Source organism: Pseudomonas sp. zbq_18 (genome assembly GCF_043102245.1).
Classification (GTDB): domain Bacteria; phylum Pseudomonadota; class Gammaproteobacteria; order Pseudomonadales; family Pseudomonadaceae; genus Aquipseudomonas.
The window spans coordinates 324,537-350,361 of the sequence record NZ_JBICIT010000008.1; the positions used below are offsets into that span (position 1 = coordinate 324,537).

The following is a 25,825-nucleotide window of genomic DNA, read 5'->3' on the forward strand; positions in this document are numbered from 1 at the left end:
CTGTTTGATTGCGACCGTTAGGGGTATTGGTGCTGGCGCTGGTTGCCTGATGGCTATTTAATGGCAGCTCAAGCGCCGGCACTGCGGTGCCGATACCCTTCTGCCTGCTCAACCATCAGTCGTCGTCCAGTAGTCGCCGTCGCATGTCCTATCTGTTCAGCCTGTTTCTTCTCGATGCCGATCCCAGTTTGCTGTTGTTCGGCACCTATGATCCGTGGTTGGTGATCCTGTCGCTGGCGATTGCCATGTTCACTTCGGGCATGGCGCTGCAAGTGGCAGGTATGGCGCGACTCAGTCGCAACCCACTGCACCGTCATACGGCATTGCTGACAGGCTCTCTGGCCCTGGGCGGCGGGGTGTGGGCCATGCACTTCATCGGCATGCTGGCCTTCGAACTGTGCGCGCCGGTGCATTACGCGCCTGGGCTGACCCTGCTATCGCTGCTGCCGAGTCTGGGAGCTTCCTGGGTCGCGCTTCACTTGCTGTCGCGCCACCAGATCACGGCATGGCAGCTGATCGGCAGTGGTGTGCTGGTGGGGGCGGGGATCGGGGCCATGCACTACAGCGGCATGGCGGCCATGCGCATGGAACCGCTGTTGCGTTACGACCCCTGGATTTTTGCCCTGTCGATCCTGGTGGCGGTGGGCCTGGCGATTCTGGCGCTGTGGGTGCGCTTCGGTCTGCGTGGGCGGCTGTCCTCAGGCAAGGCGATCATCGCCAGCGGTGTGGTCATGGGCCTGGCCATCAGTGGCATGCATTACACCGGAATGGCCGCCGCACGCTTTGTCGGTACGCCTGATCTGAGTGCCGCGCAGGACGATTCCAGCCTGTTTCTGGCGCTGGCCGTGGCGCTCATCACGGTCTCGCTGACCATTTTTGTGGCGGGTATCAATGGTCTGCTGCGTTATCGCCATCTGCTGCGCCAGGTGCAGGCCAACGAGGCACGCTTGCGCGCCATTCTGGAAACCGCCGTCGATGGCGTGGTGACCATCGACGACGTGGGCGTTATCGAAGGCATGAATGCCGCGGCAGCCAAGCTCTATGGCTGGAGCAAGGATGAGTTGATCGGCCGGCACATCGATACCGTGATTCCCGAGAGTTACCGTCAGGGTAACGCCAACTACCTGCCGCAGCTGCTCAATGCCGGTAAGTCGGAAATCATCGGCGGCAGTCGCGAAGTCGAGCTGTTGCGCAAGGACGGGAGCGAGTTGCCGATCCGCTTGGCCATCGGCCGCGCCAAATTGCCGGATCGCACCCTGTTTGTCGGCTTCATCAGCGACATCAGCGAGCGCAAGGCCATGGAGAAGGCGCTGCGCGAGAGCGAGCAGCAGTACCGTTCGCTGATCGGCAACATTCCCGGCGTGGCCTTCCGCTGCCTGCTGGATGACAACTGGAGCATGCTGTTCATTAGCGATGCGGTGGAGAAACTGACCGGCTGGAGCGCGGATGACTTTGTTAGCCGGCGCAAGTCGATCAGCGAGCTTTATCACCCCGAGGACTACCAGCGCGTGGCCGAGGAGGTGCTGGAAGATATTTCCCGTGGTCGCCATTACACGGTCGAGTACCGTATCTACGATCGCCAGGGCGAGGAGCATTGGGTCTGGGAGAGCGGCAGCGCGGTGCTGGGCGATGATGGTGAGCCCAAATGGATCGACGGCGTGTTGCTGGACATCACTGAAAGCAAGCTGCGCAATGCCGAATTCGAGGGGACGGCCAAGGCTATCAGCCGCGCGCTGTCGGTGATCGAGTTCGATCTGCAGGGACGGGTGCTCAGTGCCAACTACAACTTCCTTGAACTGATGGGCTACGAGGAAGAAGAGATCCTGGGTCAGCATCACCGCATCTTCTGCGAGCAGAGCTGGGTCGAAAGCGGCGCCTATGAAGAGTTCTGGGCGCGCCTGGCTCGCGGTGAGCTGGACAGCGGTGAATACCTGCGCATCGCCAAAGGCGGCCGCGAAGTCTGGATTCAGGCCAGCTACAACCCGATTTTCGATGCCGATGGCAAGCCGTTCAAGGTGATCAAGTTCGCCACCGACCTCAGCCAGCGGCGTGAGATGGAGGAGGCGTTGCGTATCGCCAAGGAGCGTGCGGAGCTGGCGGCGGCCGCGAAAACCACCTTCCTGGCCAACATGAGCCATGAAATCCGCACGCCGATGAACGCCATCATCGGCTTTACCGAGCTGTTGCTCGACAGCGCGCTCAACGAGCAGCAGCGTCGCCACCTCGGCACTGTGCGCCAGGCGGCACGCTCGCTGCTCGGCCTGCTCAACGACATTCTCGACACCGCCAAGCTGGAGCGCGGTGCGGTGGAGCTGGAACAGATGGACTTCTCCCTGCGCGAGCTGTGCGGGCAGGTCTGTGATGCGCTGCGCCTGAGCGCCGAAGGCAAGGGCTTGAGCCTGAGCCTGGACTATCAGGAGGGCCTGGGCGACTTCTTCAAGGGCGACCCGCTGCGTATCCAGCAGGTGCTGACCAACCTGGTCGGCAACGCGGTGAAGTTCACCGAAAGCGGTTGGGTGCGTCTGGAGGTCAGTGGCGAGCCGGGCAAGGTGCAGTTGGCCGTGCGCGACAGCGGTATCGGTATCGCCCAAGATCGCCTGCAGCATATCTTCGATCCCTTCGCCCAGGCCGACGCCTCGATGAGTCGGCGCTTTGGCGGCACCGGCCTGGGGACCACCATCGCACGCCAGCTGACCGAGCTGATGGGCGGCAGCATCCAGGTCGAAAGTCGCCTGGGGGCGGGCAGCCTGTTCCTCGTCCAGCTGCCGTTGCCGGCTGGCGTTGTGGCGCATGGCGAACGCCGAGCGATGGCGCGGCAACTGCCGGCGCTGAATATCCTGGCCGCCGACGATGTGGCGCAGAACATCGAACTGCTCAGTCTTACGCTGGGCGCCATGGGGCATCGGGTGACCACGGCGAGCGATGGCGAGCAGGCGCTGGCTGCGTTTGTCGGCGGGCGTTTCGATGTGTTGCTGATGGATGTGCAGATGCCGCGCATGGACGGTCTCGAAGCGACCCGGCGCATTCGTCGTCATGAGCAGGCCCATGGTCTGCAGCCGACACCGATCATCGCCCTGACCGCCAGTGTGCTGGAGCAGGATCGCCGCGCCGCTCGCGAGGCTGGCATGGATGGTTTCGCGTCCAAACCGCTGGAGATGGACAAGCTGCTGGCCGAAATGGCACGACTGATCGGCCTGGCCCCGGAGGCTGCCACACCGCCTGCTGCTGCCGACGAATTGGCCGAAGACCAGGTGATCGACTGGCCGCGCGGCATTCAGCTGTGGGGCAGCGAACAGGTCATGGCCGCCGCCATTCGGCGTTTCCTGGCTGAGCATGCCGACAGCTGTGCGGAGGTCGAGCGCCTGCTGCGCAATAACCAGCGCGCTGAGGCCATCGAGTTGGTGCACCGTATGCGCGGGGCTGCCGGCAACCTGGCGCTGTTGCGGGCCAGCCGTTTGGCCGGACAGCTGGAGCATGCGCTCAAGGGCGCCATTCCCGCCTCGGTGGATGAGTTGCTGCGTGCCTTTGCTACCCAGCTTGCGGCGCTGCCCGGTGAACTGCCGGAGGCAACGTCTGCAGCGGAGCCGCCTGCTGCTGCGTTGACCAAGGCCGAGCGGGTCGAACTGATTGGGTTGAGCCGGGCGGCGCTGCAGCATGGCGAATTGGCCGAGCAAGCCCTGCAGCGTCTGCTGGCTGCACTGCCGGCGCAGCAGGCCGAGCGTCTGGAAGGCGCTCTCAATGACTTCGATTTCGAACGAGCGGATGCTCTGCTGGCCCAACTGCTCGACTCTGGAGAGAACAGTCCATGATCAAACCCGCTGATGCCCGCCCAAAACTGTTGTTGGTCGACGATGAACCGACCAATCTGCAGGTGCTGCGGCAGATCCTGCAGGATGATTACCGTCTGTTGTTCGCCAAGGACGGTGAGAAGGCGCTGGAGCTGGCGGCCCAGGAGCGTCCGGCGCTGATCCTGCTGGATGTGATGATGCCAGGCATGACCGGTCATGAGGTGTGCTCCCGGCTTAAGGCTCTGCCGGCCACCAAGGGTATTCCGGTGATTTTCGTCACCGCCCTGGCGGATGTGGAGGACGAAGCCCAGGGCTTTGCCCTCGGGGCCGTGGACTACATCGCCAAGCCGGTCAGCCCGCCCATCGTCCGTGCCCGGGTACGTACCCATCTGTCGCTGGTGCGTGCTGATGAGTTGCGCGAGACCCGCCTGCAGATCGTCCAGCGCCTGGGCCTGGCCTCGGAATACAAGGACAACGAGACCGGTCTGCACGTGATCCGCATGAGCCATTACACCCATGTCCTGGCTCTGGCAGCGGGCTACAGCGAGCACGAAGCGGATGATCTGCTCAACGCTGCACCGATGCACGACGTGGGCAAGATTGGTATCCCCGATGCCATCCTGCAGAAGAACGGCAAACTGGATGACCAGGAGTGGGCGGTGATGCGTCAGCACGCCCAGATCGGTGCCGAGATCATCGGTGAACATGACTCCGGCCTGCTGCAGATGGCCCGCAGTATTGCGCTGACCCATCACGAGAAGTGGGACGGCAGCGGCTACCCCAATGGTCTCAAGGGTGAGGAGATACCCTTGGCCGGGCGTATCGTGGCCATCGCCGATGTGTTCGACGCGCTCACCAGCGTGCGCCCCTACAAACCGGCCTGGCCGGTGGAGGAGGCGGTGGCCTTGTTGCGCCGCGAGAGCGGCCGGCACTTTGATCCGGAGCTGGTAGAGCTGTTTCTCGGCCAGATGCCGGCCATTCTCCAAATCAAGGAGCGCTGGGCAGAGACGGAGTAGGGCACAATGCGGGCCTGCATTGTGGAGCCCGTATGAATCACGAAACCTGGGAGCTGCTGTCCTATATCGTCACCGTCGTGGCACTGCCGTTTGCTATCGGCGTGTTCCTCTTCGAGCAGCGCAAGGAGCGCGAGAATGAGGAAGAGGCGATCTGGCAGCAGATTTCCGATGCCTATATCGACTTTCTCGAAGTGGTGCTGGCCAACCCCGATCTGCGCCTGCGCAGCCACAATGCCACGCCTGACCTGAGCGACGAGCAGCGCGAGCGCATGTGGGTCATCTTCGACATGCTCATCTCGCTGTTCGAGCGCGCCTACCTGCTGGCCTATGCAGAAGATATGAGCGACAAACAGCGCCGCCGCTGGCACTCCTGGGAGGACTACATGCGCGACTGGAGCCGCCGCGAGGACTTTCGCGAGCGTTTGCCACTGTTGTTGCGCGGCGAGGACCCGGGCTTTGCCGCCTATATCCAGGGCTTGGCCGACGAAGAGGCGAAGCATTCTCAAGACTGACTAGTCTTGTCCGTTCACTGCGGGCAATGCCCGCCTTAGCTGAAAACAGGGGGTATATATGAGCCAGATCATCAATCGTGCCGTGCGTTATGAGGTCGGCGGCGAGCCATTCGAGGGGCAGCTGCTGTACGACGACGCCCATGCGCATCCGCGCCCTGGTTTGCTGCTGGCGCCGAACTGGATGGGCGTGTCGGCCGGGGCGATCGAGATTGCGCAGCGGGTGGCTCAGCGTGGCTATGTGGTGTTCGTTGTCGATCTTTATGGGGCGAGCGTACGCCCGCAGAATCATGACGAGGCGGGCGCGGCGATGATGTCGGTGAAGGGTAAGCCGGCCCTGCGCCAGCGCCTGCAGGCCTCGCTGGCGACACTCAAGGCCCAGCCCGGTGTGCCGCTGGATCCCAATCGTCTGGCGATCTTCGGCTTCTGCTTCGGTGGCCACTGCGCCCTGGAGCTGGCGCGCGACGGTGCGCCGCTGAAGGCGGCGATTTCTTTTCACGGCACGCTGGATACGGCCAACCCGGCGGATGCACAGAACATCCAGGGCGCGGTGCTGGTACTGGATGGCGCCGAAGACCCGCTGGTGCCGCGCGAGCAACTGGCAGGTTTCGTTGCGGAAATGAGTGCCGCTGGCGTTGACTGGCAACTGACCAGCTATGGCGGTGCGGCGCACTCCTTCACCGATCCGCAGGCCAATGTCCCGGGCAAGATGCAGTACGACGCCAAGGTGTCGCGTCGTGCCTTCGCGGCGATGTATGACCTACTCGATGAGGTTTTTGCCTGAGAAGCCGGTCAGGCCAGTTATGGCCTGCGTGACTGCGCATCGCTTTTGTTCTGCGACTAGTCTTGTCGGCTCCAGCCATACCAACGGAGCCCGAGCATGAGCAAAACAATCCTGGTCTTAGCTCTCGCCAGCCTGAGCGGTCTCGCTCAGGCGGCGATCGTCACCAAGGCGGTACCTTATGAGATCGATGGCGAGCCTTATGAGGGCGTGTTGATCTATGACGATGCGGTCAGCGAACCTCGCCCCGGACTGCTGATGGTGCCGAACTGGATGGGGGTGAATGAGCCTTCGGCCAAAAAGGCGGCGCGAGCGGCCAGCGACAAGTACGTAGTGTTCATGGCGGACCTGTATGGCAAGGCCATCCGCCCGAGCAACCCGGATGAGGCGAAGGCTGCCGCCACCGCGCTGCGCAGCGACCGGCCGCTGATGCGCAAACGCACCCAGGCCGCGCTGGACGTGCTCAGACGCCAGCCCGGCGTGGATGTGGCGCAGTTGGGGGCGATCGGCTTCTGCTTCGGTGGCGGTGCGATTCTCGAACTGGCCCGTGACGGCGCACCTCTCAAGGGCTTCGTCTCCTTCCATGGCAACCTGGATACCCCCAATCCGGGCGACGCCAGGCAGATCAAGGCGCCGGTGCTGGTGTTGCACGGCGCGGATGACCCAGCCGTGCCGCAGGAGCAGGTCGATGGTTTCATTGCCGAGATGAAGGCAGCCAAGGTTGACTGGCAACTGGTCAGCTATGGCGGGGCAGTGCACTCCTTCACCAACCCGCTGGCCAACGTGCCGGGGCGCAATGAGTACCATCCGGTCGTCGCTGCGCGGGCGTTCAAGGCCATGAATGACCTGTTCGACGAAGTCTTTGCGCGCTGACTGGCCACGCGCCTTAATCGCTGCGGTTATTAACTGGTCCCAATCAGGCCCTATTGGTTCCTAACCCAGGTGGATGGGCTGCCTATGCTCAAAGCATGAGCACGGAGCGTGTCCCCTGGGAGGTTCGCCATGCGAGTCGGACTCTTGCTGCTGTTGTGTGTCCTGTTACCCGTTGCCGAGGCGCGCGAGGCGCCTTTGCAGGTGGACGGTGCGGTGACGGTGAATGCACTGCAGGCGCGCCAGCTGTATGAGCATGGCGTACTGTTCATCGATGTGCGGGCACCGCGCGAGTGGGGTTGGGGGCATGTGCATGGCGCCTTGCACATGGCGCTGGATGGACGTTTCTCCGACCTGGCCGAAGCCAGTTGGCCGCGCAGCATGCCCATGGTGTTGTACTGCGACAGCGAGGTCTGCCCGGACAGCGCAGAGGCCGCACGGCGCGCAGTGAGCTGGGGCTACCAGCAGGTGTATTACTTCCGCACCGGCTACTTTGCCTGGCAGCTGCTGGATTTCCCGCAGGGCAAAGGGCAAGAGGGCGAGATGTACGCCTTTATTCTGGGGGCGCAGCCAACAGCTGCGGGCCTGACGAGCCCCGGCCTGGAGTGATGTCGCGCTCCTCGTCGCCACCTGCGGGGCGCTTGCCCTTGAGATACCAGGCGAAGGCGATGATCTCGGCGATGGTGCGATACAGCGGCTCGGGGATGGCGTCACCCAGCTCCAGGCGAGCCAGCAGGCGCACCAGTTCGGCATTTTCGTAGATCGGCACTTCATATTCGCGAGCGATGGCGAGGATGGCTTCGGCCAGCTCGTCGTCCCCTTTGGCGGTCAGATTGGGCGCGTTGCTACCGTCGTAGGACAGCGCAATGGCCTGGCGGGGTGGCTTTTTCATGCGGTTTCATCCACCCAGCGTTGTTCCAGGTGGGTTTTCGGTCCTTGTGGCGGCATGCCCTGGCTACAGCTCAGTTCGCCCACCTCCAGGCCTGCGGCCAGCAGCCGTTGGCGCAGGTTGTCCAGTTCAGCGTCGACCAGGCGCGCGGTTTCCGCGCGTTCTGCCCACAACTGGCTGGACAGGCTGCCGCGCAGCAGTTGCGCCTGCACCTGCAGCGGGCCCAGTGGGTCGAGGTCGAATGCCAGTTCGATGCGCCACAGGGTTTCCTTCTGCTCCTTGCGGCTTTGAGTCTCGGATTCTTCGCGCTGTAGCTTGATCTGCAGCGGCACCACGTCCTGCTGGTTGCGCATCGGCACTTCCAGCTGCCAGGTGGTTAGCAGGTTGCCTTCGGGGGTTACCTGGGTCTGCGCCAGGCTTGCCAGCTGATGGGTCTGCAGACGCGAGACGGCCGCGGCGGCGAGCTTGAGTAGCGTTTCCAGGTCTGCCTCCTGATCCATGGCCTGCAGCAGGCGCGAGGGCAGGGGAAAGCTCATGGCCTGCTGGCGTTGGCTGGGCTGACCGAGCGCGCCGAGCGCTGTGCGCACGAAGGTGGGCAAGGCCTGGGCCAGAGCGCCGCCAGCGCCGGCGGCGCTCTGCGGGGTTAAGCCCGGCAGATGGGGAAGCAGTTGATTGATCAGGCGCAGCAGGTTGGCCTTGAGGTCCTGTGGCAACTGCTGGGTCTGCCCGCCCAGCAGCTTGGCTTCGAGAAATGCGCCGCTCTGCTGCAGTGCCTTGGTCAACCCGTCAGCTGTGCTCAGCTGCTTGCCATCGGGCAGCAGGCCGAGCAGCTTGTCGATGCTGGTGCGTAGCTCATCGGGCAGGCTCGCCTGGCCTGCCATGCCCTGCAAACCCTTGAACAGGCCTTCGAGGGAGGCCTGCCGGCTCTGCTGGGCAGCCAGCTGCTGGCCGAGTACCAGTTGATCGAGGCGCCCGCTCAGGGGCAGGAAGTTGAGGGCCTGATTGCCCTGTACCTGAGCCGTAAGCAGGCTGCCAACGGGCAAGGGCAGAGTTGTTTCGATGTTGAGTTTGCTGCCGGCCAGGGGCGTGTTGAGCAGATTGACCACTGCGCGATAGAGCGCCTGCTGTCCACGCAATTGGGCTAGCTGCTCGCGGGCTTCGACCTTGCCTTGGATCAGCGTGCCAACGGGCAGCTGCTTCAGATCCAGGCTACTGAGCAGGCGATTGTCGCCGCCCTGCAGGGCAAGGGCCAGGCGGGTTTCCGACAGCGCGGTCACGGCCAGGGTACTGCCTTGTGCCAGCGGGCGAGGGCTGCTGGCTTCCAGTGTGGCCTGCTTACCGCTTTCCAGAGTGAGCTTGAGCAGCAGCTGAAAGCTCTGTGCCACGGCCTTGGCTTCCAGCACTTCGGCCTGGGCGCTCTGCCCGGCGCTGAGCAGGCCCTCGAGCGGTTGCAGCAGCTTGACCGCCAGATCAGCCGCATTGGCCTGAGCCGGCCGCGTGGCTGGCGTGGCCGCAGGGAGCGGACGAGAGCTGCTGATTTCTGCCATGTGCGGGTTACACCCTGTTGAAAAGCCGGCTTCGGAGGGGCAAGGCTGCCATGTATAATGCCGCCCCGTTCGGGCTGGCTAAGCGGTCAACTTGCCTCATCGTAGGCAGGTTTTCAGTATAGCGGCCACCCACCTGCCGACTTGAACCCCTCCGGGACACCATGCCGTGATCAATCCACGCCTCCAAGCCGTAGCCCTCGCCTGTGAGCGGGATTGGCGCCTGTTGTTCGAAGGCCTGGATCTGGACCTTGCCGGCGGCACTTTGTTGCAGGTGGCCGGCCCCAATGGCAGCGGCAAGACCAGTTTGCTGCGCCTGCTGGCCGGGCTCATGCAGCCGACCACTGGCGAGGTGCTGCTCAACGGCAAGCCGCTGGCAAAGCAACAGGGCGAATTGGGCCGTAGCCTGCTGTGGATCGGTCACGCAGCGGGCATCAAGGGCCTGCTGACTGCCGAGGAGAACCTGGCCTGGCTCTGCGCATTGCACCAGCCGGCGCATCGCGAGGCGATCTGGCAAGCGTTGGCCGCCGTCGGATTGCGTGGTTTCGAGGATGTGCCCTGTCACACCCTGTCTGCCGGGCAGCAGCGCCGCGTGGCCCTGGCTCGGCTGTATCTGGACGCACCGCCGCTATGGATTCTCGATGAACCCTTCACCGCCCTGGACAAGCAGGGTGTCGCGCAGCTGGAAGCACAACTGGCGGCACATTGCGAGCAGGGCGGCCTGGTCGTGCTGACCACTCACCACACGCTGCAGCAGACCCCCTCGGGCTACCGTGTGCTGGACCTGGGGCAACGCGCAGCATGAACAGCGTTTTCCTTCTCCTCCTGGCCCGCGAGTCCCGCCTGCTGTGCCGTCGTCCGGCGGAGCTGGCCAACCCGCTGGTGTTCTTTGCCATCGTCATCGCCCTGTTTCCACTGGCGGTCGGGCCGGAGACCAATCTGTTACAGACCTTGTCCCCCGGCCTGATCTGGGTGGCGGCGCTATTGGCCGTGCTGCTCTCGCTGGACGGGCTTTTTCGCAGTGATTTCGAGGATGGCTCGCTGGAGCAGTGGGTCCTTTCGTCGCACCCTTTGCCTCTTCTGGTGCTGGCCAAGGTGCTGGCACACTGGCTTTTCTCCGGTCTGGCACTGGTGCTGCTGTCGCCACTGCTGGCGCTGATGCTCGGTCTGCCGGGGCGTTGCCTGCCGGTGCTGCTGCTCTCGCTGCTGCTGGGCACGCCGATCCTCAGCCTGCTCGGCGCGGTCGGTGCGGCGCTGACGGTCGGTCTCAAGCGCGGTGGCTTGCTACTGGCGCTGCTGATTTTGCCGCTGTACATCCCGGTGCTGATTCTCGGCACCGGGGCGCTGCAGGCGGCTCTGCAAGGATTGCCGGCGGCCGGTCACCTGTTGTGGCTGGCCAGCCTGACCGCCCTGGCGGTCACCCTGACACCCTTTGCCATCGGCGCCGGCCTGAAAATCAGCGTCGGCGAATAACTAAAGAGTCACCGTGATGAGATGGACCTGGTTTCACCAATGGGGTTCGCCCAAGTGGTTCTACGAGCGCAGTGGTCGCTGGCTGCCCTGGCTGGCCGCGGCGGCTGTTGTGTTGCTGGCTGTCGGTATCGTCTGGGGCCTGGCCTTCGCGCCACCGGAAAAGTACCAGGGCAACAGCTACCGGATCATCTATATCCACGTGCCGGCAGCCTTCCTCGCCCAGGCCTGCTACCTGCTGATGGCGGTGGCTGGTCTGGTTGGCCTGGTCTGGAAGATGAAGCTGGCTGACGTTGCATTGCAGCAGGCCGCCCCCATCGGCGCCTGGCTGTGCTTTATCGCCCTTGTCACCGGCGCGATCTGGGGCAAACCGACCTGGGGCACTTACTGGGTATGGGACGCGCGGCTGACCTCGATGCTGATCTTGCTGTTCCTCTATTTCGGCATCATCGCCCTGGGTAACGCCATCAGTAACCGTGACAGCGCGGCCAAGGCTTGCGCGGTGCTGGCGTTGGTCGGTGCGGTGAACATCCCGATCATTCAGAAGTCCGTGGAGTGGTGGAACACCCTGCACCAGCCAGCCACCTTCAAGGTCACCGGCAAGGCCACCATGAGCATGGAGATGTGGCTGCCACTGCTGATCTGTGTGCTCGGCTTCTACTGCTTCCTGGGCGCCGTGCTGCTCTATCGCATGCGTACCGAAGTGCTCAAGCGCGAGGCCCGCAGCAGCTGGGTACGCGCTGAAGTGGCACGCCTGGTGGAGGGTAGAGCATGAGTTTCGAAACCTTCGGCGAGTTCCTGGCCATGGGGCACCACGGCCCCTATGTGTGGTCGGCCTACGGCATTAGCCTGGCTGTTCTGGCCCTGAATGTCGCGCTGCCGATCCTGGCGCGCCGGCGTTATCTGCAAGACGAGGCGCGCCGTTTGCGCCGGGAGAAACAACAGTGAACGCGGTCCGCAAGAAACGTTTGTATATCGTCCTGGCCATTCTGGTGGGTGTCTCCGCGGCCGTAGGCCTGGCCCTGTCGGCGCTGCAGGAAAACATCAATCTGTTTTACACGCCGACCCAGATCGCCAATGGCGAGGCGCCGCAAGATACCCGCATCCGTGCTGGTGGCATGGTCGCCAAAGGCTCGGTGAAACGCTCTGCCGATTCGCTGGACGTCGAATTCGTGGTCACCGATTTCGCCAAGAACGTGACCATCCGCTACCGCGGCATCCTGCCAGACCTGTTCCGCGAGGAGCAGGGCATCGTCGCCCTGGGCAAGCTGAATGCCGAGGGCGTGTTGATCGCCGATGAGGTACTGGCCAAGCACGACGAGAACTACATGCCGCCGGAAGTAACCAAGGCGCTTAAAGAGAGCGGCAAGCTGCCGGCCGCAGACGAGGCTAAACAATGAATGCCGCGCTGATGATTCCGGAGCTGGGGCATGTGGCCCTGATCCTGGCCCTGTGCCTGGCCATCGTCCTGGCGACCGTGCCCTTGATCGGCGCCTGGCTCGGCGATCGCCAGTGGATGGGCTTGGCCCAGCCGGCGGCCTGGGGCCAGTTCGCCATGCTGGCGTTCTCCTTCGCCTGCCTGACCTGGGCCTTCATGGTGGATGACTTTTCCGTGGCCTACGTGGCCAACAACTCCAACAGCGCCTTGCCCTGGTACTACAAGTTCAGTGCCGTGTGGGGCGCGCACGAGGGTTCGTTGTTGCTGTGGGCCCTGATTCTGGCCGGCTGGACCTTTGCCGTGGCGATCTTCTCGCGCCAGCTGCCAGAGGTGATGCTGGCTCGAGTGCTGGCGGTGATGGGCATGATCAGCATCGGTTTCCTGCTGTTCATGATCGTCACCAGCAACCCCTTCGAGCGCCTGCTGGTCGATACCCCGGCTGATGGCCGTGACCTCAATCCGCTGCTGCAGGACTTCGGACTGATCGTTCACCCGCCGATGCTGTACATGGGCTATGTCGGCTTCTCCGTGGCCTTCGCCTTCGCCATCGCCGCGCTGCTCGGCGGCAAGCTTGATGCGGCCTGGGCGCGCTGGTCGCGCCCCTGGACCATCGTCGCCTGGGCCTTTCTCGGTGTCGGCATCGCCCTGGGCTCCTGGTGGGCCTACTACGAGCTTGGCTGGGGCGGCTGGTGGTTCTGGGACCCGGTGGAAAATGCCTCGTTCATGCCCTGGCTGGTCGGCACCGCGCTGATCCACTCGCTGGCCGTGACCGAGAAGCGTGGCGTGTTCAAGAGCTGGACCGTACTGCTGGCCATCGCCGCGTTCTCCCTCAGCCTGCTCGGCACCTTCCTGGTTCGCTCCGGTGTACTCACCTCGGTACATGCCTTCGCCAACGATCCGGAGCGCGGTGTCTTCATCCTGATCTTCCTGCTGATCGTGGTCGGCAGTTCACTGGCACTGTTTGCCGTGCGCGCGCCCGTGGTCAAGAGCCAGATAGGCTTCGCCCTGTGGTCGCGGGAAACCTTCCTGCTGGCCAACAACCTGGTGCTGGTGGTGGCGGCTTCGATGATCCTGCTCGGCACGCTCTACCCGCTGGTGCTGGATGCCTTGACCGGCGCCAAGCTGTCGGTCGGTCCGCCGTACTTCAACGCCCTGTTCGTGCCGCTGATGGGGCTGCTGATGCTGGTGCTGGCGGTCGGTGTGCTGGTGCGCTGGAAGGACACTCCGGTCAAGTGGCTGCGTGGCATGCTCACGCCGGTGTTGATTGGCGCCGTGGTATTGGGCTTTGTCGCCAGCTGGGTGTTCGGCGATTTCCACTGGAGCGTACTGGCGGTGTTCCTGCTGGCCTTCTGGGTGTTGCTTGCCGGTGTGCGCGACCTGCTCGACAAGTGCCGTCACAAGGGCCTGATCAAGGGTGTCCGCAGCCTGTCCAGCAGCTATTGGGGGATGCAGATGGCGCACCTCGGTATCGCTGTCTGCGCCATCGGCGTCGTGCTGGTCAGTCACAGCAGTGCCGAGCGTGACCTGCGCCTGGCGCCGGGGGAATCCCTCGAACTCGGTGGCTATGTCTTCGTCTTCGAAGGCGCCAAGCACTTCGAGGGCCCCAACTTCACCTCGGACAAAGGCACCGTGCGCGTGCTGGAGGACGGCGAGGAAGTTGCCGTGCTGCACCCGGAGAAGCGCCTCTACACCGTGCAGCAGATGCCGATGACCGAGGCCGGCATCGACGCCGGCTTCACCCGCGACCTCTACGTAGCACTCGGTGAGCCGCTGGAAAATGGCGCCTGGGCCGTGCGTGTGCATATCAAACCCTACGTGCGCTGGATCTGGCTGGGCGCCCTGATGATGGGGCTGGGCGGCCTGCTGGCGGCCTTCGACCCGCGTTACCGGGTCAAGGTGCGTACCCGCGTACGGGATGTTCTCGGTCTCAAGGAAGCTGCGGCATGAAACGACTGATTCTGCTGGTGCCCCTGGCGCTGTTCCTCGGCATGGCGGCCTTTCTCTACAAGGGCCTGTTCCTCGACCCGCAGGAGTTGCCTTCGGCGCTGATCGACAAGCCGCTGCCGAGCTTCAGCCTGCCGGACCTGGAGGCGCCACAGGCGCTGATTACCCAGGCTGACTTCAAAGGCCCTGCGCTGATCAATGTGTGGGCCACCTGGTGCCCGACCTGCAAGGCCGAGCACCAGATGCTCAACAGCCTGGCCAAGGCCGGCGTGACCATCTACGGCATCAACTACAAGGACGATGCCGAGGCTGCACGCCAGTGGCTGAAGGATTACCTCGACCCGTACCAGCGCACCCTGATCGATGCCCAGGGCAGCCTGGGCCTGGACCTGGGTGTGTACGGCGCGCCGGAGACCTTCCTGATCGATGCCCAGGGCATCATCCGCCACAAGTATGTGGGGGCCATCGACGAGCGCGTCTGGCGTCAGGAGCTGGCGCCGCGTTACCAGGCGCTGCTGGAGGAAAAACAGTGAAGCGCCTGCTGCTTGCCTGTCTGCTAGGCCTGAGCCTGATCGGCGTGGCCCGTGCCGCCATCGACACCTATGAGTTCAAGGACGAAGTGGAGCGCGAGCGTTTCCGTAGCCTCACCGAAGAACTGCGCTGCCCCAAGTGCCAGAACCAGAATATTGCTGACTCCGATGCGCCCATCGCCACCGACCTGCGCCGCGAGATCTATCGCATGCTGGACGAGGGGCGCAGTGACAAGGAGATCGTCGATTTCCTGGTCATGCGCTACGGCGATTTCGTGATGTACAAACCACCGCTGGACAGCCGTACCTGGCTGCTCTGGTACGGGCCCTTCGGCTTGCTGGGCGTGGGTGCCGTGGTGCTCTGTGTGTTGGTGCTGCGTCGGCGCAAGGTCGAAGCGGCCCCCGAGCAGGCGGCGTTGAGCCGTGCCGAACGTGAGCGCCTGGACGCTCTGTTGAAACAAGACCGGGATACCCAAGACTGATGATCGAATTCTGGCTCGCCGTCGGCCTGTTGCTGCTGGTCGGCACGGCTTTTCTGCTGATTCCCGTGCTCCGTGGCCGCCGCGCCCAGGCCGAAGAAGACCGCACCGCGCTGAACGTGGCCCTGTACCAGGAGCGTTTGGCAGAACTCACCGCGCAGCGTGACGCTGGTACCCTGACCGCCGAACAGTTCGAGGCTGGCCAGGCGGAAGCTGGTCGTGAGCTGCTGGCCGATACCGAGGGCAGTGGCCCGAGCCGTTCACGTCGGCTGGGCAAGGCGCTGCCGCTGCTGGTCGCCCTGGCTGTGCCGGGCCTGGCTTTCGGCCTGTACTGGCACTGGGGCGCCAGTCAGCAAATTGCCTCCCTTGGCCAGCAGCCGAGCATGGAACAGATGACCGTCCGCCTGCAGCAGGCCGTGGCGCAAAACCCGGACTCCGCCGAGGCCTGGTATTTCCTCGGGCGCATGCAGATGGGCAATGGCCGGCCCGCCGAGGCCTCCAAGGCTTATGAGCAAGCCGCACGTCTGGCGGATCGCGCGCCCGAGCTGCTCGGGCAGTGGGCCCAGGCGCTGTACTTCGCCAACGGCAAGCAGTGGAACGCGCAGATGCAGGCGCTGACCGATGAAGCCCTGAAGGCGGATCCGGCGGAAACCACCAGCCTGGGACTGCTGGGCATTGCCGCCTTCGAAGACGAGCGTTTCAGTGACGCCGTGGACTACTGGCAACGCCTGCTGGCGCAGATGCCGGCAGATGACCCGGCGCGAGAATCCATCCAGGTTGGCATTGATCGTGCGCGTGAACAGGCGGGCCAGCCGGCACAAGCGGCAATGCCCGAGCCGGCGACGCAGCCCGAGGTGGTGAACAAGTCGATGGCGGCGATCAAGGTCACGGTCGACCTGGCTCCTGAGGTCAAGGCCAAGGTAGAGCCTGGCGACAGCGTGTTCGTTTTCGCTCGCGCCGCGTCTGGCCCGCCCATGCCGCTGGCGGTCAAGCGCCTGACGGTGGCCGATCTGCCGGCGACGGTGGAGCTGAGTGACCAGGACGCGATGATGGAGCAGATGAAGCTGTCCAGCTTCCCGCAGGTGCAACTGGCGGCGCGTATCTCGCGCAGCGGTGTGGCTACAGAGGGCGAGTGGATCGGCCGCGGTCAGGCGATTTCCAGCAGCACGAAGGAAGCCCAGCAGTTGCTGATCGATAGCCCGGAACAGGCACAGTGATGCGCGCCGCGCTGCCGCTGTTGGGGCTGCTGGCGCTGGCGGGCTGCTCGCTGCAACCGCAGCTGCCGGATCGGGGCGAGCCGGTGCGCCAGCAGAGCCACCCGCGCTATGCGCCGCCGCCCGGCGGCAATGCCTACTGGGACCCGAGCCTGGGGGTGTATGTGCTGCAGGGCAGCAGTAAGGTCTATTACCGCGAGCGCGTCTACTACCGCTGGAATCGTGGCTGGAGCTGGGCCAGCAGCCCACAGGGACCCTGGCAGCCGACCGACAGCAGCGGTGTGCCGGCGGGGCTTGGACGCCGCTTCAGCGACTGATCGGCATCACTGCGTCGTATCACTCTGGCGCGGATACAAGGGATTGCCGCAGCGGTCGCAGAAGGCCGCGTTGGGTTCGTGCTCGATCTTGCTGCAGCTGGGGCAGGGATGGCGCAGGCGGCCGTGCTCGCGCATGGCGTTGGCCAGTTCGGCGCCGAAGATGCCGGTGGGCACGGCGATTACCGAGTAGCCGGTGATCATCACCAGCGAGGCCAGCGCCTGGCCCAGCGGGGTTTTCGGCACCACGTCGCCGAAGCCTACGGTGGTCAGGGTCACGATGGCCCAGTAGATGCCCTTGGGAATGCTGGTAAAGCCGTGCTGCGGCCCCTCGATCACGTACATCATGGCGCCGAACACCGTGACCAGCGTGGCGATGCTGACGAAGAACACGATGATCTTCTGCTGGCTGCCGCGCAGCGCGGTGAGCAGAAAGTTGGCCTGCTTCATGTAGGGGCTCAGCTTGAGCACGCGGAACACCCGGATCAGACGCAGGGCACGCACCACCATCAGGTACTGGCCACCGTCGTAGAACAGGCCGATGAACGCCGGCAGGATGGCCAGCAGGTCGATCAGGCCGAAGAAGCTGAAGGCGTAGCGCAAAGGCTTGGGCGAGCAGTACAGGCGCAGGCCGTATTCGACGGCAAATAACGCGGTGAACAGCCACTCGATGCCGAACAGCCAGACGCCGTAGTGCTGGTGAATGCTCTGGATGCTGTCCAGCATCACCACCACCAGGCTGACCAAAATGCAGGCCAGCAGCCAGTTGTCGAAGCGCTGTCCAGCCGGCGTATCGGTGTGGAAGATGATGACGTAGAGACGCTCGCGCCAGCTGTGCGGCTGATCCATGGTGCCTGTTCCTTGTGCTGGAAAACCCTGCGCCGGACGGACGCAGGGGTACAAGCCTAGGGAATGCGTCGCGACTCTGGCAAGGGCACACAGCCCGTGACGGCGTGGCGTAGCAGGCGATCACTGGCCAGTACCAGCCAGCAGGCGAGGATGAACGGCATGGTCAGCGGCGCCACGCCCAGGGCGTTGAAACCCGGCTGCAGAAGCAGGCTCAGCAGCAGCGCGGCCAGTGGCGCCCAAGGGCGGCGATAGAGCTGGGTCAGGGCGACGACGGCCAGTACCGGGCTGTACCCGAGCAGGCCCTGCAGCACCAGGGGCGAGGCGGGAGCATTGAGCAGCGCCAGGGCTACTGGCAGCGCGGCGGCGGCCAGCGCCCAGGTCGCGGCGCGCGGCGCATGGATAAACAGGCCGACCAACAGGCACAGCCCGGCCAGCGGATGATCGAGAAAGATCACCTGGCCCAGGCCGCGCAGGGTCGCTTCGACGAACGCTTGCCAACCGCTGTCGACCAGCGCCATGGGCGGCGCGGCGGGCGCCAGGGGCAGCTGCAGCAGGCTGGCCAGCCCCGGCAGCGCCCAGCCGCACAGCACGAACGGCAGGGTATAGGCAGGCAGCCAGCGACGTTCGCGCAGGGCCTGCATCCAGGGCTTGAGCATCAGGCAGGAGGCCCCGGCCAGGGTCACCACCAACAGCGGCAGCAGGGGCGTCCAGGCCAGCTTGAGGCTCAGCAGCAGGCCGATCAGGGCACCGTTGTAGCCGTACAGGCCGCTGTCGATATCGGCCTGGGCGTAACCACGACGCTGCGCCACCAGGTTGCCGGCCAGGGCGCCGAGCAGCGCATCACCGAGCAGGTTGGGTGCCCCGACCAGCAGCGCCAGCAGCACCGCCAGGCCGAAGCCCGGACGCTGCTGCAGGAAGATCTGCGCGAAGGCGCAGAGCAGGGCGCGGAAACCACTGGCCAGCACCATGGCATCAGCCGAGCTGCTCGATGCGCAGCATGTTGGTGCTGCCGGGCTGCCCCAGCGGCACGCCGGCGGTGATCACCACGGTATCGCCGCTGCCGGCGAAGCCCTGGCTGCGGGCAATTTCCAGCGCGGTGCTGCTGACTTCCTCGATCTTGCCCAGGCGCGCGTTGATCACCGAGTAGATGCCCCAGGCCACGGTGAGCTTGCGCGCCACCTCCAGGCTCGGCGTCAGGCTGAGGATCGGCGCCTTCGGCCGCTCGCGCGAGGCGCGCAGGCTGGAAGAGCCGGACTCGGTGTAGTTGACCAGGGCGGCGACCGGCAGGATCGCGCTGATCCGGCGAATGGCGCAGCTGATGGCGTCGCTCGCCGTGGCCTCGGCCTGTGGGCGGGCTACGTCGAGCTGGGCCTGGTAGTCCGGGCCGTTTTCCACCTGGCGGATGATCTTGCTCATCATCTGCACGGTTTCCAGCGGGTAGTCCCCGGAGGCGGTCTCGGCCGACAGCATCACGGCATCGGCGCCTTCGGCCACGGCGTTGGCCACGTCGGTGACCTCGGCGCGGGTCGGGGCAGGGGAGAAGCGCATGGATTCGAGCATCTGCGTGGCCACCACCACTGGCCGGCCGAGCTGGCGGCAGACGCGGACGATGTCCTTCTGGATGCGCGGCACGTTTTCCGCCGGCACTTCCACGCCGAGGTCGCCACGCGCCACCATGATCGCGTCGCACAGGCGGGCGATGGCTTCGACGTGCTGCACCGCCGAGGGCTTCTCGATCTTGGCCATCAGCGCGGCCTTGTCACCGATCAGCGCGCGCGCCTCGATGATGTCTTCCGGGCGCTGGACGAAGGACAGTGCCACCCAGTCCACCCCCAGCTCCAGGCCGAAGGCCAGGTCGGCGCGGTCCTTGGCGGTCAGCGGCGACAGCTGCAGCACTGCTTCCGGCACGTTGACGCCCTTGCGGTCGGACAGCTCGCCACCGGCGATGACGATCGTGTCGATGGCATCGGCGTGCTGGGCGGTCACCTGCAGGCGCAGGCGGCCGTCGTCCAGCAGCAGGCTCATGCCTGGCTCCAGCGCGGCGATGATTTCCGGATGCGGCAGGTTGACCCGCACGTCGTTGCCCGGCGTGGCGTCGAGGTCGAGGCGGAAGGCCTGGCCCTTGAACAGCTGGGTCTTGCCGCCGACGAAGCGACCGACCCGCAGTTTCGGCCCCTGCAGGTCCATGAGGATGCCGACCGGGCAGCCCAGCTGACGCTCGACCTCGCGCACCCACTGGTAGCGCTGGGCGTGGTCGGCGTGTTCGCCGTGGCTGAAGTTGAGGCGGAAGATGTTCACCCCGGCTTCGACCAGCTGGCGAATGTCGTCGATGCCTTTTACGGCCGGGCCGAGGGTGGCAAGAATCTTGGCTTTCTTGTTCGGAGTCATTGGGCAGAGGCCTCGAGGATCAGGATGGCGCGGAAGTCGTTGACGTTGGTGCGGGTCGGTCCGGTGACCACCAGTTCGTCGAGTGCGGCGAAGTAGCCGTAGCCGTTGTTGTTGGCCAGTTCGGCCTCGGCATCCAGCTGCTGCAGGCCGGCCCGGGCGAAGCTGTAGGGCGTCATGATGGCGCCGGCGTTGTCCTCGGAGCCGTCGATGCCGTCGGTGTCGCCGGCCAGCGCATAGACGCCGGGCAGGCCCTTGAGGCAGGCGGTGAGGCTGAGCAGGAACTCGGCGTTGCGCCCGCCGCGGCCGTTGCCGCGCACCGTGACGGTGGTTTCGCCGCCGGAGAGGATCACGCAGGGCGGCTTGATCGGCTGGCCATGCAGCACTACCTGGCGGGCGATGCCGGCGTGCACCTTGGCCACTTCCCGCGACTCGCCTTCCAGGTCACCGAGGATCAGTGGGGTGAAGCCGGCTTCGCGAGCGCGCTTGGCGGCGGCGTCCAGCGACTGCTGCGGGGTGGCGATCAGCTGGAAGTGGCTGCGCGCCAGGCACGGATCGCCCGGCTTGACCGTTTCCGAGCGCGGGTCCTGCAGCCAGGCGCGCACGTTCGCCGGAATGTCGATCTGGTAGTGCTCGAGAATCGCCAGCGCCTGGGCCGAGGTGGTCGGGTCGCCAACGCAGGGGCCGGAGGCGATCACCGTGGCTTCATCGCCCGGCACGTCGGAAATCGCGTAGGTGTAGACGCTGGCCGGCCAACTGGCCTTGGCCAGGCGACCACCCTTGATCGCCGAGAGGTGCTTGCGCACGCAGTTCATCTCGTCGATGGCCGCGCCGGAGCGCAGCAACGCCTTGTTGATCGCCTGCTTGTCGGCCAGGGAGATGCCCTCGGCCGGCAGGGCCAGCAGGGAAGAGCCGCCGCCGGAGAGCAGGAAGATCACCTTGTCGTCTTCGCGGAGGTTGCTGACCAGCTCCAGCACGCGGCGGGCAACGCGCTCACCGGCATCGTCCGGCACCGGGTGGGCGGCTTCCACCACTTCGATCTTGCGGCAGTCGGCGCCGTGCTCGTAGCGGGTTACCACCAGGCCGCTGACCTCGCCCTGCCACTCGCGCTCGATCACCGCGGCCATGGCCGCGGCGGCCTTGCCGGCACCGATGACGATGACCTTGCCACTGCGGTCGGCGGGCAGGTGGTCGGCGAGCACCTGGTCGGGGTGGGCGGCGGCGATGGCGGTGGCGAACAGGTCGCGCAGCAGGCGTTGCGGATCGATGGTCATCTCGGGATCTCTTGTTGTGCAGGCCGATTCCATTGCACAGCCGTCGCGCACGGCAGCTGTGCAGTGGAATCGACCAACCTGGCCCTTGGGCCGTGACTCCGCAGGCCAGGAAGGTCGATAGGGTGGGCGGAGCAGCTCGTCAGTCGGCGTGGGAGCGGCTGAAGCCGCTCCCACAACCTTCCGAAGGGACTGGCTCTTATTCGCCGCGAATATTGAAGTTGGCCATGTGCTCCAGGCCCTTGATCAGCGCGGAGTGGTCCCAGTTGCTGCCACCGATGGCGGCGCAGGTGCTGAACACCTGTTGCGCGTTGGCGGTGTTCGGCAGGTTCAGGCCCAGCTCCTTGGCGCCGGACAGGGCCAGGTTGAGGTCCTTCTGGTGCAGGCTGATGCGGAAGCCCGGGTCGAAGGTGCCCTTGATCATGCGCTCGCCGTGCACGTCGAGGATCTTCGAGCCGGCGAAACCGCCGGACAGCGCCTCGCGCACCTTGGCCGGGTCGGCGCCGTTCTTGGCGGCGAACAGCAGGGCTTCGGCGACGGCCTGAATGTTCAGGGCGACGATGATCTGGTTGGCCACCTTGGCGGTCTGACCGTCGCCGTTGCCGCCGACGCGGGTGATGTTCTTGCCCATCGCCTGGAACAGCGGCAGGGCGCGCTCGAAGGCGTTCGGGCAGCCACCGACCATGATCGACAGGGTAGCGGCCTTGGCGCCGACTTCACCGCCGGACACCGGGGCGTCCAGGTAGGCGGCGCCGGTGGCCTTGATCTTCTCGGCGAAGACTTTGGTCGCGGTCGGCGAGATCGAGCTCATGTCGATCACCACCTTGCCGGCGCCGACGCCCGCGGCCACGCCGTCGGCACGGAACAGCACGTCTTCGACCTGCGGCGTGTCCGGCACCATGATGATGATGAACTCGGCTTCCTGCGCGACTTCACGCGGGTTGGCCAGGGCGATGCCGTTGGCGCCGACGAGGTCGGCGGGCGCCTTGTCGAAGTGCTCGGAGAAGAACAGGGTGTGGCCAGCGTTCTGCAGGTTCTGCGCCATGGGTTTGCCCATGATGCCGGTACCGATGAATCCGATTTTTGCCATGAGTGGAGTCTCCTGGAACGTTGTTATGGGGTTGGCCGGCGCCGATGCGCCGACCGCCCCCTCTCCCACACGTGGGAGAGGGGAGGTTCAGATGGCGTTGTGGGTTTTCAGCCAGCCGAGGCCGGCGGCAGTGGTGGTCTTGGGCTTGTATTCGCAGCCGACCCAGCCCTGGTAGCCGATGCGGTCCAGGTGCTCGAACAGGAAGCGGTAGTTGATCTCGCCGGTGCCCGGCTCGTGGCGGCCCGGGTTGTCGGCGAGCTGCACGTGGTTGATGACGGCGAGGTTGCTCTCCACGGTGCGGGCCAGGTCACCTTCCATGATCTGCATGTGGTAGATGTCGTACTGCAGGAACAGGTTGGCGCTGCCTACCGCCTCGCGAATCTCCAGGGCCTGAGCAGTGGTGTTCAGGTAGAAGCCCGGAATGTCGCGGGTGTTGATCATTTCCATGACCAGGCGGATGCCGGCGGCCTCGAGCTTGCCGGCGGCGTACTTGAGGTTGTCGACGAAGGTCTGCTTGATGGTCGCGCAGTCGTAGCCTTGCGGGCGGATGCCGGCCAGGCAGTTGATCTGCTGGTTGCCCAGCACCTGGGCGTAGGCGATGGCCTGGTCCACGCCGGCGCGGAATTCCTCGACCCGGCTCCGATCGCAGGCGATACCGCGCTCGCCTTTCGCCCAATCGCCCGCAGGGAGGTTGAACAGCACCTGCGTAAGCGCATTGGCGTCAAGCTGGGCCTTGATCTGCTCGGCCGGGTAGTCGTAGGGGAACAGGTATTCGACACCGCTGAAGCCGGCTTCGGCGGCGGCGGCAAAGCGATCCAGGAAGTCCACTTCGGTGAACAGCATGGACAGGTTGGCGGCAAAACGGGGCATGTCTTGGCTCCTTGGTTAACTCCCTCTCCCAATGGGAGAGGGTTGGGGTGAGGGTGCTTGGTTTTCTTCGGGCAGTCCCTCACCCCCGGCCCCTCTCCCGGCGGGAGAGGGGAGTCTCAGTCCAGCAGCGAGATGGCGGTCGGCGCGTCGATGCCGCGCGCGGCCAGCTCCTCGAACTCGTTGACGGCGTTGATCTCGGTGCCCATGGAAATGTTGGTGACGCGCTCGAGGATCACCTCGACCACCACCGGCACGCGGAACTCGGCCATCAGGCGCTTGGCCTCGGCGAAGGCGTTCTGCAGCTCGTTCGGGTCGAACACGCGGATCGCCTTGCAGCCCAGGCCCTCGACCACCGCGACGTGGTCGACGCCGTAGCCGTTGATCTCTGGCGCGTTGATGTTCTCGAAGGCCAGCTGCACGCAGTAGTCCATGTCGAAGCCGCGCTGCGCCTGGCGGATCAGGCCCAGGTAGGAGTTGTTCACCAGCACGTGGATGTAGGGCAGGTTGAACTGCGCACCGACGGCCAGCTCCTCGATCATGAACTGGAAGTCGTAGTCACCGGACAGCGCCACCACGTTGCGCGAAGGGTCGGCCTTGACCACGCCGAGGGCGGCCGGCACGGTCCAGCCCAGCGGGCCGGCCTGGCCGCAGTTGATCCAGTGGCGCGGCTTGTAGACGTGGAGGAACTGCGCGCCGGCAATCTGCGACAGGCCGATGGTGCTGACGTAGCAGGTGTCCTTGCCGAACGCCTCGTTCATCTCCTCGTACACGCGCTGCGGCTTGACCGGAATGTTGTCGAAGTGGGTCTTGCGCTGCAGGGTGCGCTTGCGCTCGCGGCAAGATTCGACCCAGGCGCTGCGGTCTTGCAGCTTGCCGGCGGCTTTCCACTCGCGGGCCACTTCGAGGAAGGCGTCCAGGGCGGCGCCGGCGTCGGAGACGATACCCAGGTCCGGGTTGAACACGCGGCCGATCTGGGTCGGTTCGATGTCGACGTGGATGAACTTGCGGCCTTCGGTGTAGACATCGACCGAGCCGGTGTGGCGGTTGGCCCAGCGGTTGCCGATGCCGAACACCAGGTCGGATTCCAGCAGGGTGGCGTTGCCGTAGCGATGCGAGGTCTGCAGGCCGCACATGCCGGCCATCAGGCGGTGGTCATCGGGAATGGTGCCCCAGCCCATCAGGGTCGGGATCACCGGCACGCCGGTCAGCTCGGCGAACTCCACCAGTTTGTCCGAGGCGTCGGCGTTGATGATGCCGCCACCGGCGACGATCAGCGGGCGCTCGGCAGCGTTGAGCATGCTCAGGGCTTTCTCGGCCTGGGCGCGGGTGGCGCTCGGCTTGGCCAGCGGCAGCGGCTCGTAGGCATCGATGTCGAATTCGATCTCGGCCATCTGCACGTCGAACGGCAGGTCGATCAGCACCGGGCCGGGGCGGCCGCTGCGCATTTCATAGAAGGCTTTCTGGAAGGCATAGGGCACCTGGCCCGGCTCCAGCACGGTGGTCGCCCACTTGGTCACCGGCTTGACGATGCTGGTGATGTCGACGGCCTGGAAGTCTTCCTTGTGCAGGCGGGCACGCGGCGCCTGGCCGGTGATGCAGAGAATCGGGATGGAGTCGGCGGAGGCCGAGTACAGGCCGGTGACCATGTCAGTGCCGGCCGGGCCGGAAGTACCGATGCACACGCCGATATTGCCCGGAGTGGTGCGGGTGTAGCCCTCGGCCATGTGCGAGGCGCCTTCGACGTGACGAGCCAGAACGTGGTCGATACCGCCGACCTTCTTCAGCGCCGCGTAGAACGGGTTGATCGCCGCGCCGGGGATGCCGAAGGCGGTGTCTACGCCTTCACGGCGCAGCACCAGTACCGCGGCTTCTATTGCTCTCATTCTGGCCATTTATTGTTCCTCTGTGCCTGTGAAAGTGTATACAAAACTGTATGCGACAGATTCTATTCATGGCTTTCGACGAGGGTCAAGCGGCGAGGCAAGCAAAGTGATTTTGTTTTGAAACGGCTGTTTCAATTGATCTGTGGCGGGTTTGTAAAAATTATGCTCATCTAAATGTATACAAAGATTAGGTTTAATGTGTGTAATCGGTGGCGCAAAATTGCTGGCCAGCCATCCTTCAAGGAGCTATGAACATGCCGCAACTCAACCTGGAAACCGCCCTGGGCATTGCCAGTCAGGCGTTCAACACCGCCCGCGCACTGCGCACCGCGCCGCTGACCGTCGCCGTGCTGGATGCCGGTGGCCACCTGATCTGTCTGCAGCGCGAGGACGGCGCCAGCATGCTTCGCCCGCAGATCGCCATCGGTAAGGCGTGGGGTGCCATCGCCCTGGGCAAGGGCTCGCGGCTGATTGCGGCTGATGCCCAGCAGCGCCCGGCCTTTATTGGTGCAGCCAATAACCTGGCAGGCGGCAATCTGGTGCCGGCACCGGGCGGTGTACTGATCCGCGATCAGGCTGGGGAGGTGATAGGTGCCGTGGGCATCAGTGGCGATGCCTCGGATATCGATGAGCAGTGCGCGGTGAGCGCACTGGAGGCCATGCGCCTGCAGGCCGATCCGGGGGTGTGAGC

The 25,825-nt window shown here is 64.9% G+C and carries 26 protein-coding genes; 17 read left to right on the forward strand and 9 right to left on the reverse strand.

Features of this window, described 5'->3' with window-relative positions; translation table 11 throughout:
* Nucleotides 1–143: 143 nt before the first annotated feature.
* The 6 genes from ACF8C6_RS07030 (at nucleotide 144) to ACF8C6_RS07055 (ending at nucleotide 7,573) form a co-directional block, all read left to right on the forward strand.
* The gene (locus ACF8C6_RS07030; protein WP_392498612.1) at nucleotides 144–3,809 is read left to right on the forward strand and encodes a PAS domain S-box protein; all 3,666 of its coding nucleotides are present in this window, start codon (nucleotides 144–146) and stop codon (nucleotides 3,807–3,809) included.
* Nucleotides 3,806–4,804, forward strand: a complete 999-nt coding sequence (locus ACF8C6_RS07035; RefSeq protein ID WP_392498613.1) for a two-component system response regulator — start codon at nucleotides 3,806–3,808, stop codon at nucleotides 4,802–4,804. The genes ACF8C6_RS07030 and ACF8C6_RS07035 overlap by 4 nt, the downstream gene beginning before the upstream one ends.
* 32 nt (nucleotides 4,805–4,836) lie before the next feature.
* Nucleotides 4,837–5,316, forward strand: a complete 480-nt coding sequence (locus ACF8C6_RS07040) for a hypothetical protein (RefSeq protein WP_392498614.1) — start codon at nucleotides 4,837–4,839, stop codon at nucleotides 5,314–5,316.
* A gap of 58 nt (nucleotides 5,317–5,374) precedes the next feature.
* Nucleotides 5,375–6,097 carry a dienelactone hydrolase family protein gene (locus ACF8C6_RS07045; RefSeq protein WP_392498615.1) on the forward strand — a complete coding sequence of 241 codons (723 nt, stop codon included), beginning with the start codon at nucleotides 5,375–5,377 and terminating at the stop codon, nucleotides 6,095–6,097.
* Between the two features lie 96 nt (nucleotides 6,098–6,193).
* The gene (locus ACF8C6_RS07050) at nucleotides 6,194–6,967 is read left to right on the forward strand and encodes a dienelactone hydrolase family protein (RefSeq protein WP_392498616.1); all 774 of its coding nucleotides are present in this window, start codon (nucleotides 6,194–6,196) and stop codon (nucleotides 6,965–6,967) included.
* Nucleotides 6,968–7,096: 129 nt separating this feature from the next.
* Complete coding sequence (locus tag ACF8C6_RS07055; protein WP_277690926.1) at nucleotides 7,097–7,573, forward strand: rhodanese-like domain-containing protein; 477 nt, start codon at nucleotides 7,097–7,099, stop codon at nucleotides 7,571–7,573.
* On the opposite strand, the gene ACF8C6_RS07060 is transcribed toward ACF8C6_RS07055, so the two are convergent.
* Nucleotides 7,518–7,856, reverse strand: a complete 339-nt coding sequence (locus tag ACF8C6_RS07060; protein WP_392498617.1) for an EscU/YscU/HrcU family type III secretion system export apparatus switch protein — start codon at nucleotides 7,854–7,856, stop codon at nucleotides 7,518–7,520. The genes ACF8C6_RS07055 and ACF8C6_RS07060 overlap by 56 nt on opposite strands.
* Nucleotides 7,853–9,400, reverse strand: coding sequence for a flagellar hook-length control protein FliK (locus tag ACF8C6_RS07065; protein ID WP_392498618.1), 1,548 nt, complete (start codon nucleotides 9,398–9,400; stop codon nucleotides 7,853–7,855). The genes ACF8C6_RS07060 and ACF8C6_RS07065 overlap by 4 nt, the downstream gene beginning before the upstream one ends.
* A gap of 166 nt (nucleotides 9,401–9,566) precedes the next feature.
* Between ACF8C6_RS07065 and ccmA the strand changes: the two genes are divergently transcribed.
* The 10 genes from ccmA to ACF8C6_RS07115 are packed head-to-tail and all read left to right on the forward strand — an operon-like array spanning nucleotide 9,567 to nucleotide 16,789.
* On the forward strand, nucleotides 9,567–10,202 hold the full coding sequence (gene ccmA / locus ACF8C6_RS07070) for a cytochrome c biogenesis heme-transporting ATPase CcmA (RefSeq protein ID WP_392498619.1): 636 nt from the start codon (nucleotides 9,567–9,569) through the stop codon (nucleotides 10,200–10,202).
* Complete coding sequence (gene ccmB, locus ACF8C6_RS07075; protein WP_277690922.1) at nucleotides 10,199–10,870, forward strand: heme exporter protein CcmB; 672 nt, start codon at nucleotides 10,199–10,201, stop codon at nucleotides 10,868–10,870. Before ccmA ends, ccmB begins: the two co-directional genes overlap by 4 nt.
* A 13-nt stretch (nucleotides 10,871–10,883) precedes the next feature.
* Nucleotides 10,884–11,642, forward strand: a complete 759-nt coding sequence (locus ACF8C6_RS07080) for a heme ABC transporter permease (RefSeq protein ID WP_277690920.1) — start codon at nucleotides 10,884–10,886, stop codon at nucleotides 11,640–11,642.
* Nucleotides 11,639–11,815, forward strand: coding sequence for a heme exporter protein CcmD (gene ccmD / locus ACF8C6_RS07085; protein ID WP_277690919.1), 177 nt, complete (start codon nucleotides 11,639–11,641; stop codon nucleotides 11,813–11,815). The genes ACF8C6_RS07080 and ccmD overlap by 4 nt, the downstream gene beginning before the upstream one ends.
* Nucleotides 11,812–12,267 (forward strand): cytochrome c maturation protein CcmE, encoded by a 456-nt coding sequence (gene ccmE, locus ACF8C6_RS07090; protein WP_392498620.1) that lies wholly within the window; start codon nucleotides 11,812–11,814, stop codon nucleotides 12,265–12,267. The genes ccmD and ccmE overlap by 4 nt, the downstream gene beginning before the upstream one ends.
* 11 nt (nucleotides 12,268–12,278) lie before the next feature.
* Entirely contained in the window at nucleotides 12,279–14,252 is a 1,974-nt protein-coding gene (locus ACF8C6_RS07095; RefSeq protein ID WP_392498695.1) for a heme lyase CcmF/NrfE family subunit, read from the forward strand.
* Nucleotides 14,249–14,782, forward strand: a complete 534-nt coding sequence (locus ACF8C6_RS07100) for a DsbE family thiol:disulfide interchange protein (RefSeq protein WP_392498621.1) — start codon at nucleotides 14,249–14,251, stop codon at nucleotides 14,780–14,782. Before ACF8C6_RS07095 ends, ACF8C6_RS07100 begins: the two co-directional genes overlap by 4 nt.
* Nucleotides 14,779–15,261: a cytochrome c-type biogenesis protein gene (locus ACF8C6_RS07105; RefSeq protein ID WP_392498622.1), complete on the forward strand. Its 483-nt coding sequence runs from the start codon at nucleotides 14,779–14,781 to the stop codon at nucleotides 15,259–15,261. The genes ACF8C6_RS07100 and ACF8C6_RS07105 overlap by 4 nt, the downstream gene beginning before the upstream one ends.
* Nucleotides 15,261–16,475 (forward strand): c-type cytochrome biogenesis protein CcmI, encoded by a 1,215-nt coding sequence (gene ccmI, locus ACF8C6_RS07110; RefSeq protein WP_392498623.1) that lies wholly within the window; start codon nucleotides 15,261–15,263, stop codon nucleotides 16,473–16,475. The genes ACF8C6_RS07105 and ccmI overlap by 1 nt, the downstream gene beginning before the upstream one ends.
* Nucleotides 16,475–16,789: a hypothetical protein gene (locus ACF8C6_RS07115; RefSeq protein ID WP_392498624.1), complete on the forward strand. Its 315-nt coding sequence runs from the start codon at nucleotides 16,475–16,477 to the stop codon at nucleotides 16,787–16,789. Before ccmI ends, ACF8C6_RS07115 begins: the two co-directional genes overlap by 1 nt.
* Before the next feature lie 6 nt (nucleotides 16,790–16,795).
* On the opposite strand, the gene ACF8C6_RS07120 is transcribed toward ACF8C6_RS07115, so the two are convergent.
* The 7 genes from ACF8C6_RS07120 to gcl form a co-directional block, all read right to left on the reverse strand.
* Nucleotides 16,796–17,635 (reverse strand): ion transporter, encoded by an 840-nt coding sequence (locus ACF8C6_RS07120; RefSeq protein ID WP_392498625.1) that lies wholly within the window; start codon nucleotides 17,633–17,635, stop codon nucleotides 16,796–16,798.
* Between the two features lie 56 nt (nucleotides 17,636–17,691).
* Nucleotides 17,692–18,603: an urea transporter gene (locus ACF8C6_RS07125; protein WP_392498626.1), complete on the reverse strand. Its 912-nt coding sequence runs from the start codon at nucleotides 18,601–18,603 to the stop codon at nucleotides 17,692–17,694.
* A 4-nt stretch (nucleotides 18,604–18,607) separates the two neighbouring features.
* Complete coding sequence (gene pyk / locus ACF8C6_RS07130) at nucleotides 18,608–20,023, reverse strand: pyruvate kinase (RefSeq protein WP_392498627.1); 1,416 nt, start codon at nucleotides 20,021–20,023, stop codon at nucleotides 18,608–18,610.
* On the reverse strand, nucleotides 20,020–21,294 hold the full coding sequence (locus ACF8C6_RS07135) for a glycerate kinase (protein ID WP_392498629.1): 1,275 nt from the start codon (nucleotides 21,292–21,294) through the stop codon (nucleotides 20,020–20,022). Before ACF8C6_RS07135 ends, pyk begins: the two co-directional genes overlap by 4 nt.
* A 196-nt stretch (nucleotides 21,295–21,490) precedes the next feature.
* Nucleotides 21,491–22,381 (reverse strand): 2-hydroxy-3-oxopropionate reductase, encoded by an 891-nt coding sequence (locus tag ACF8C6_RS07140; protein ID WP_392498630.1) that lies wholly within the window; start codon nucleotides 22,379–22,381, stop codon nucleotides 21,491–21,493.
* An 87-nt stretch (nucleotides 22,382–22,468) separates the two neighbouring features.
* Nucleotides 22,469–23,251 carry a hydroxypyruvate isomerase gene (gene hyi / locus ACF8C6_RS07145; RefSeq protein WP_392498631.1) on the reverse strand — a complete coding sequence of 261 codons (783 nt, stop codon included), beginning with the start codon at nucleotides 23,249–23,251 and terminating at the stop codon, nucleotides 22,469–22,471.
* Between the two features lie 116 nt (nucleotides 23,252–23,367).
* On the reverse strand, nucleotides 23,368–25,143 hold the full coding sequence (gcl, locus tag ACF8C6_RS07150) for a glyoxylate carboligase (protein WP_392498632.1): 1,776 nt from the start codon (nucleotides 25,141–25,143) through the stop codon (nucleotides 23,368–23,370).
* Between the two features lie 245 nt (nucleotides 25,144–25,388).
* Here gcl and ACF8C6_RS07155 point away from each other — a divergent pair, with 245 nt between their 5' ends.
* Nucleotides 25,389–25,823 carry a heme-binding protein gene (locus ACF8C6_RS07155; protein WP_277690906.1) on the forward strand — a complete coding sequence of 145 codons (435 nt, stop codon included), beginning with the start codon at nucleotides 25,389–25,391 and terminating at the stop codon, nucleotides 25,821–25,823.
* Nucleotides 25,824–25,825 lie beyond the last annotated feature (2 nt).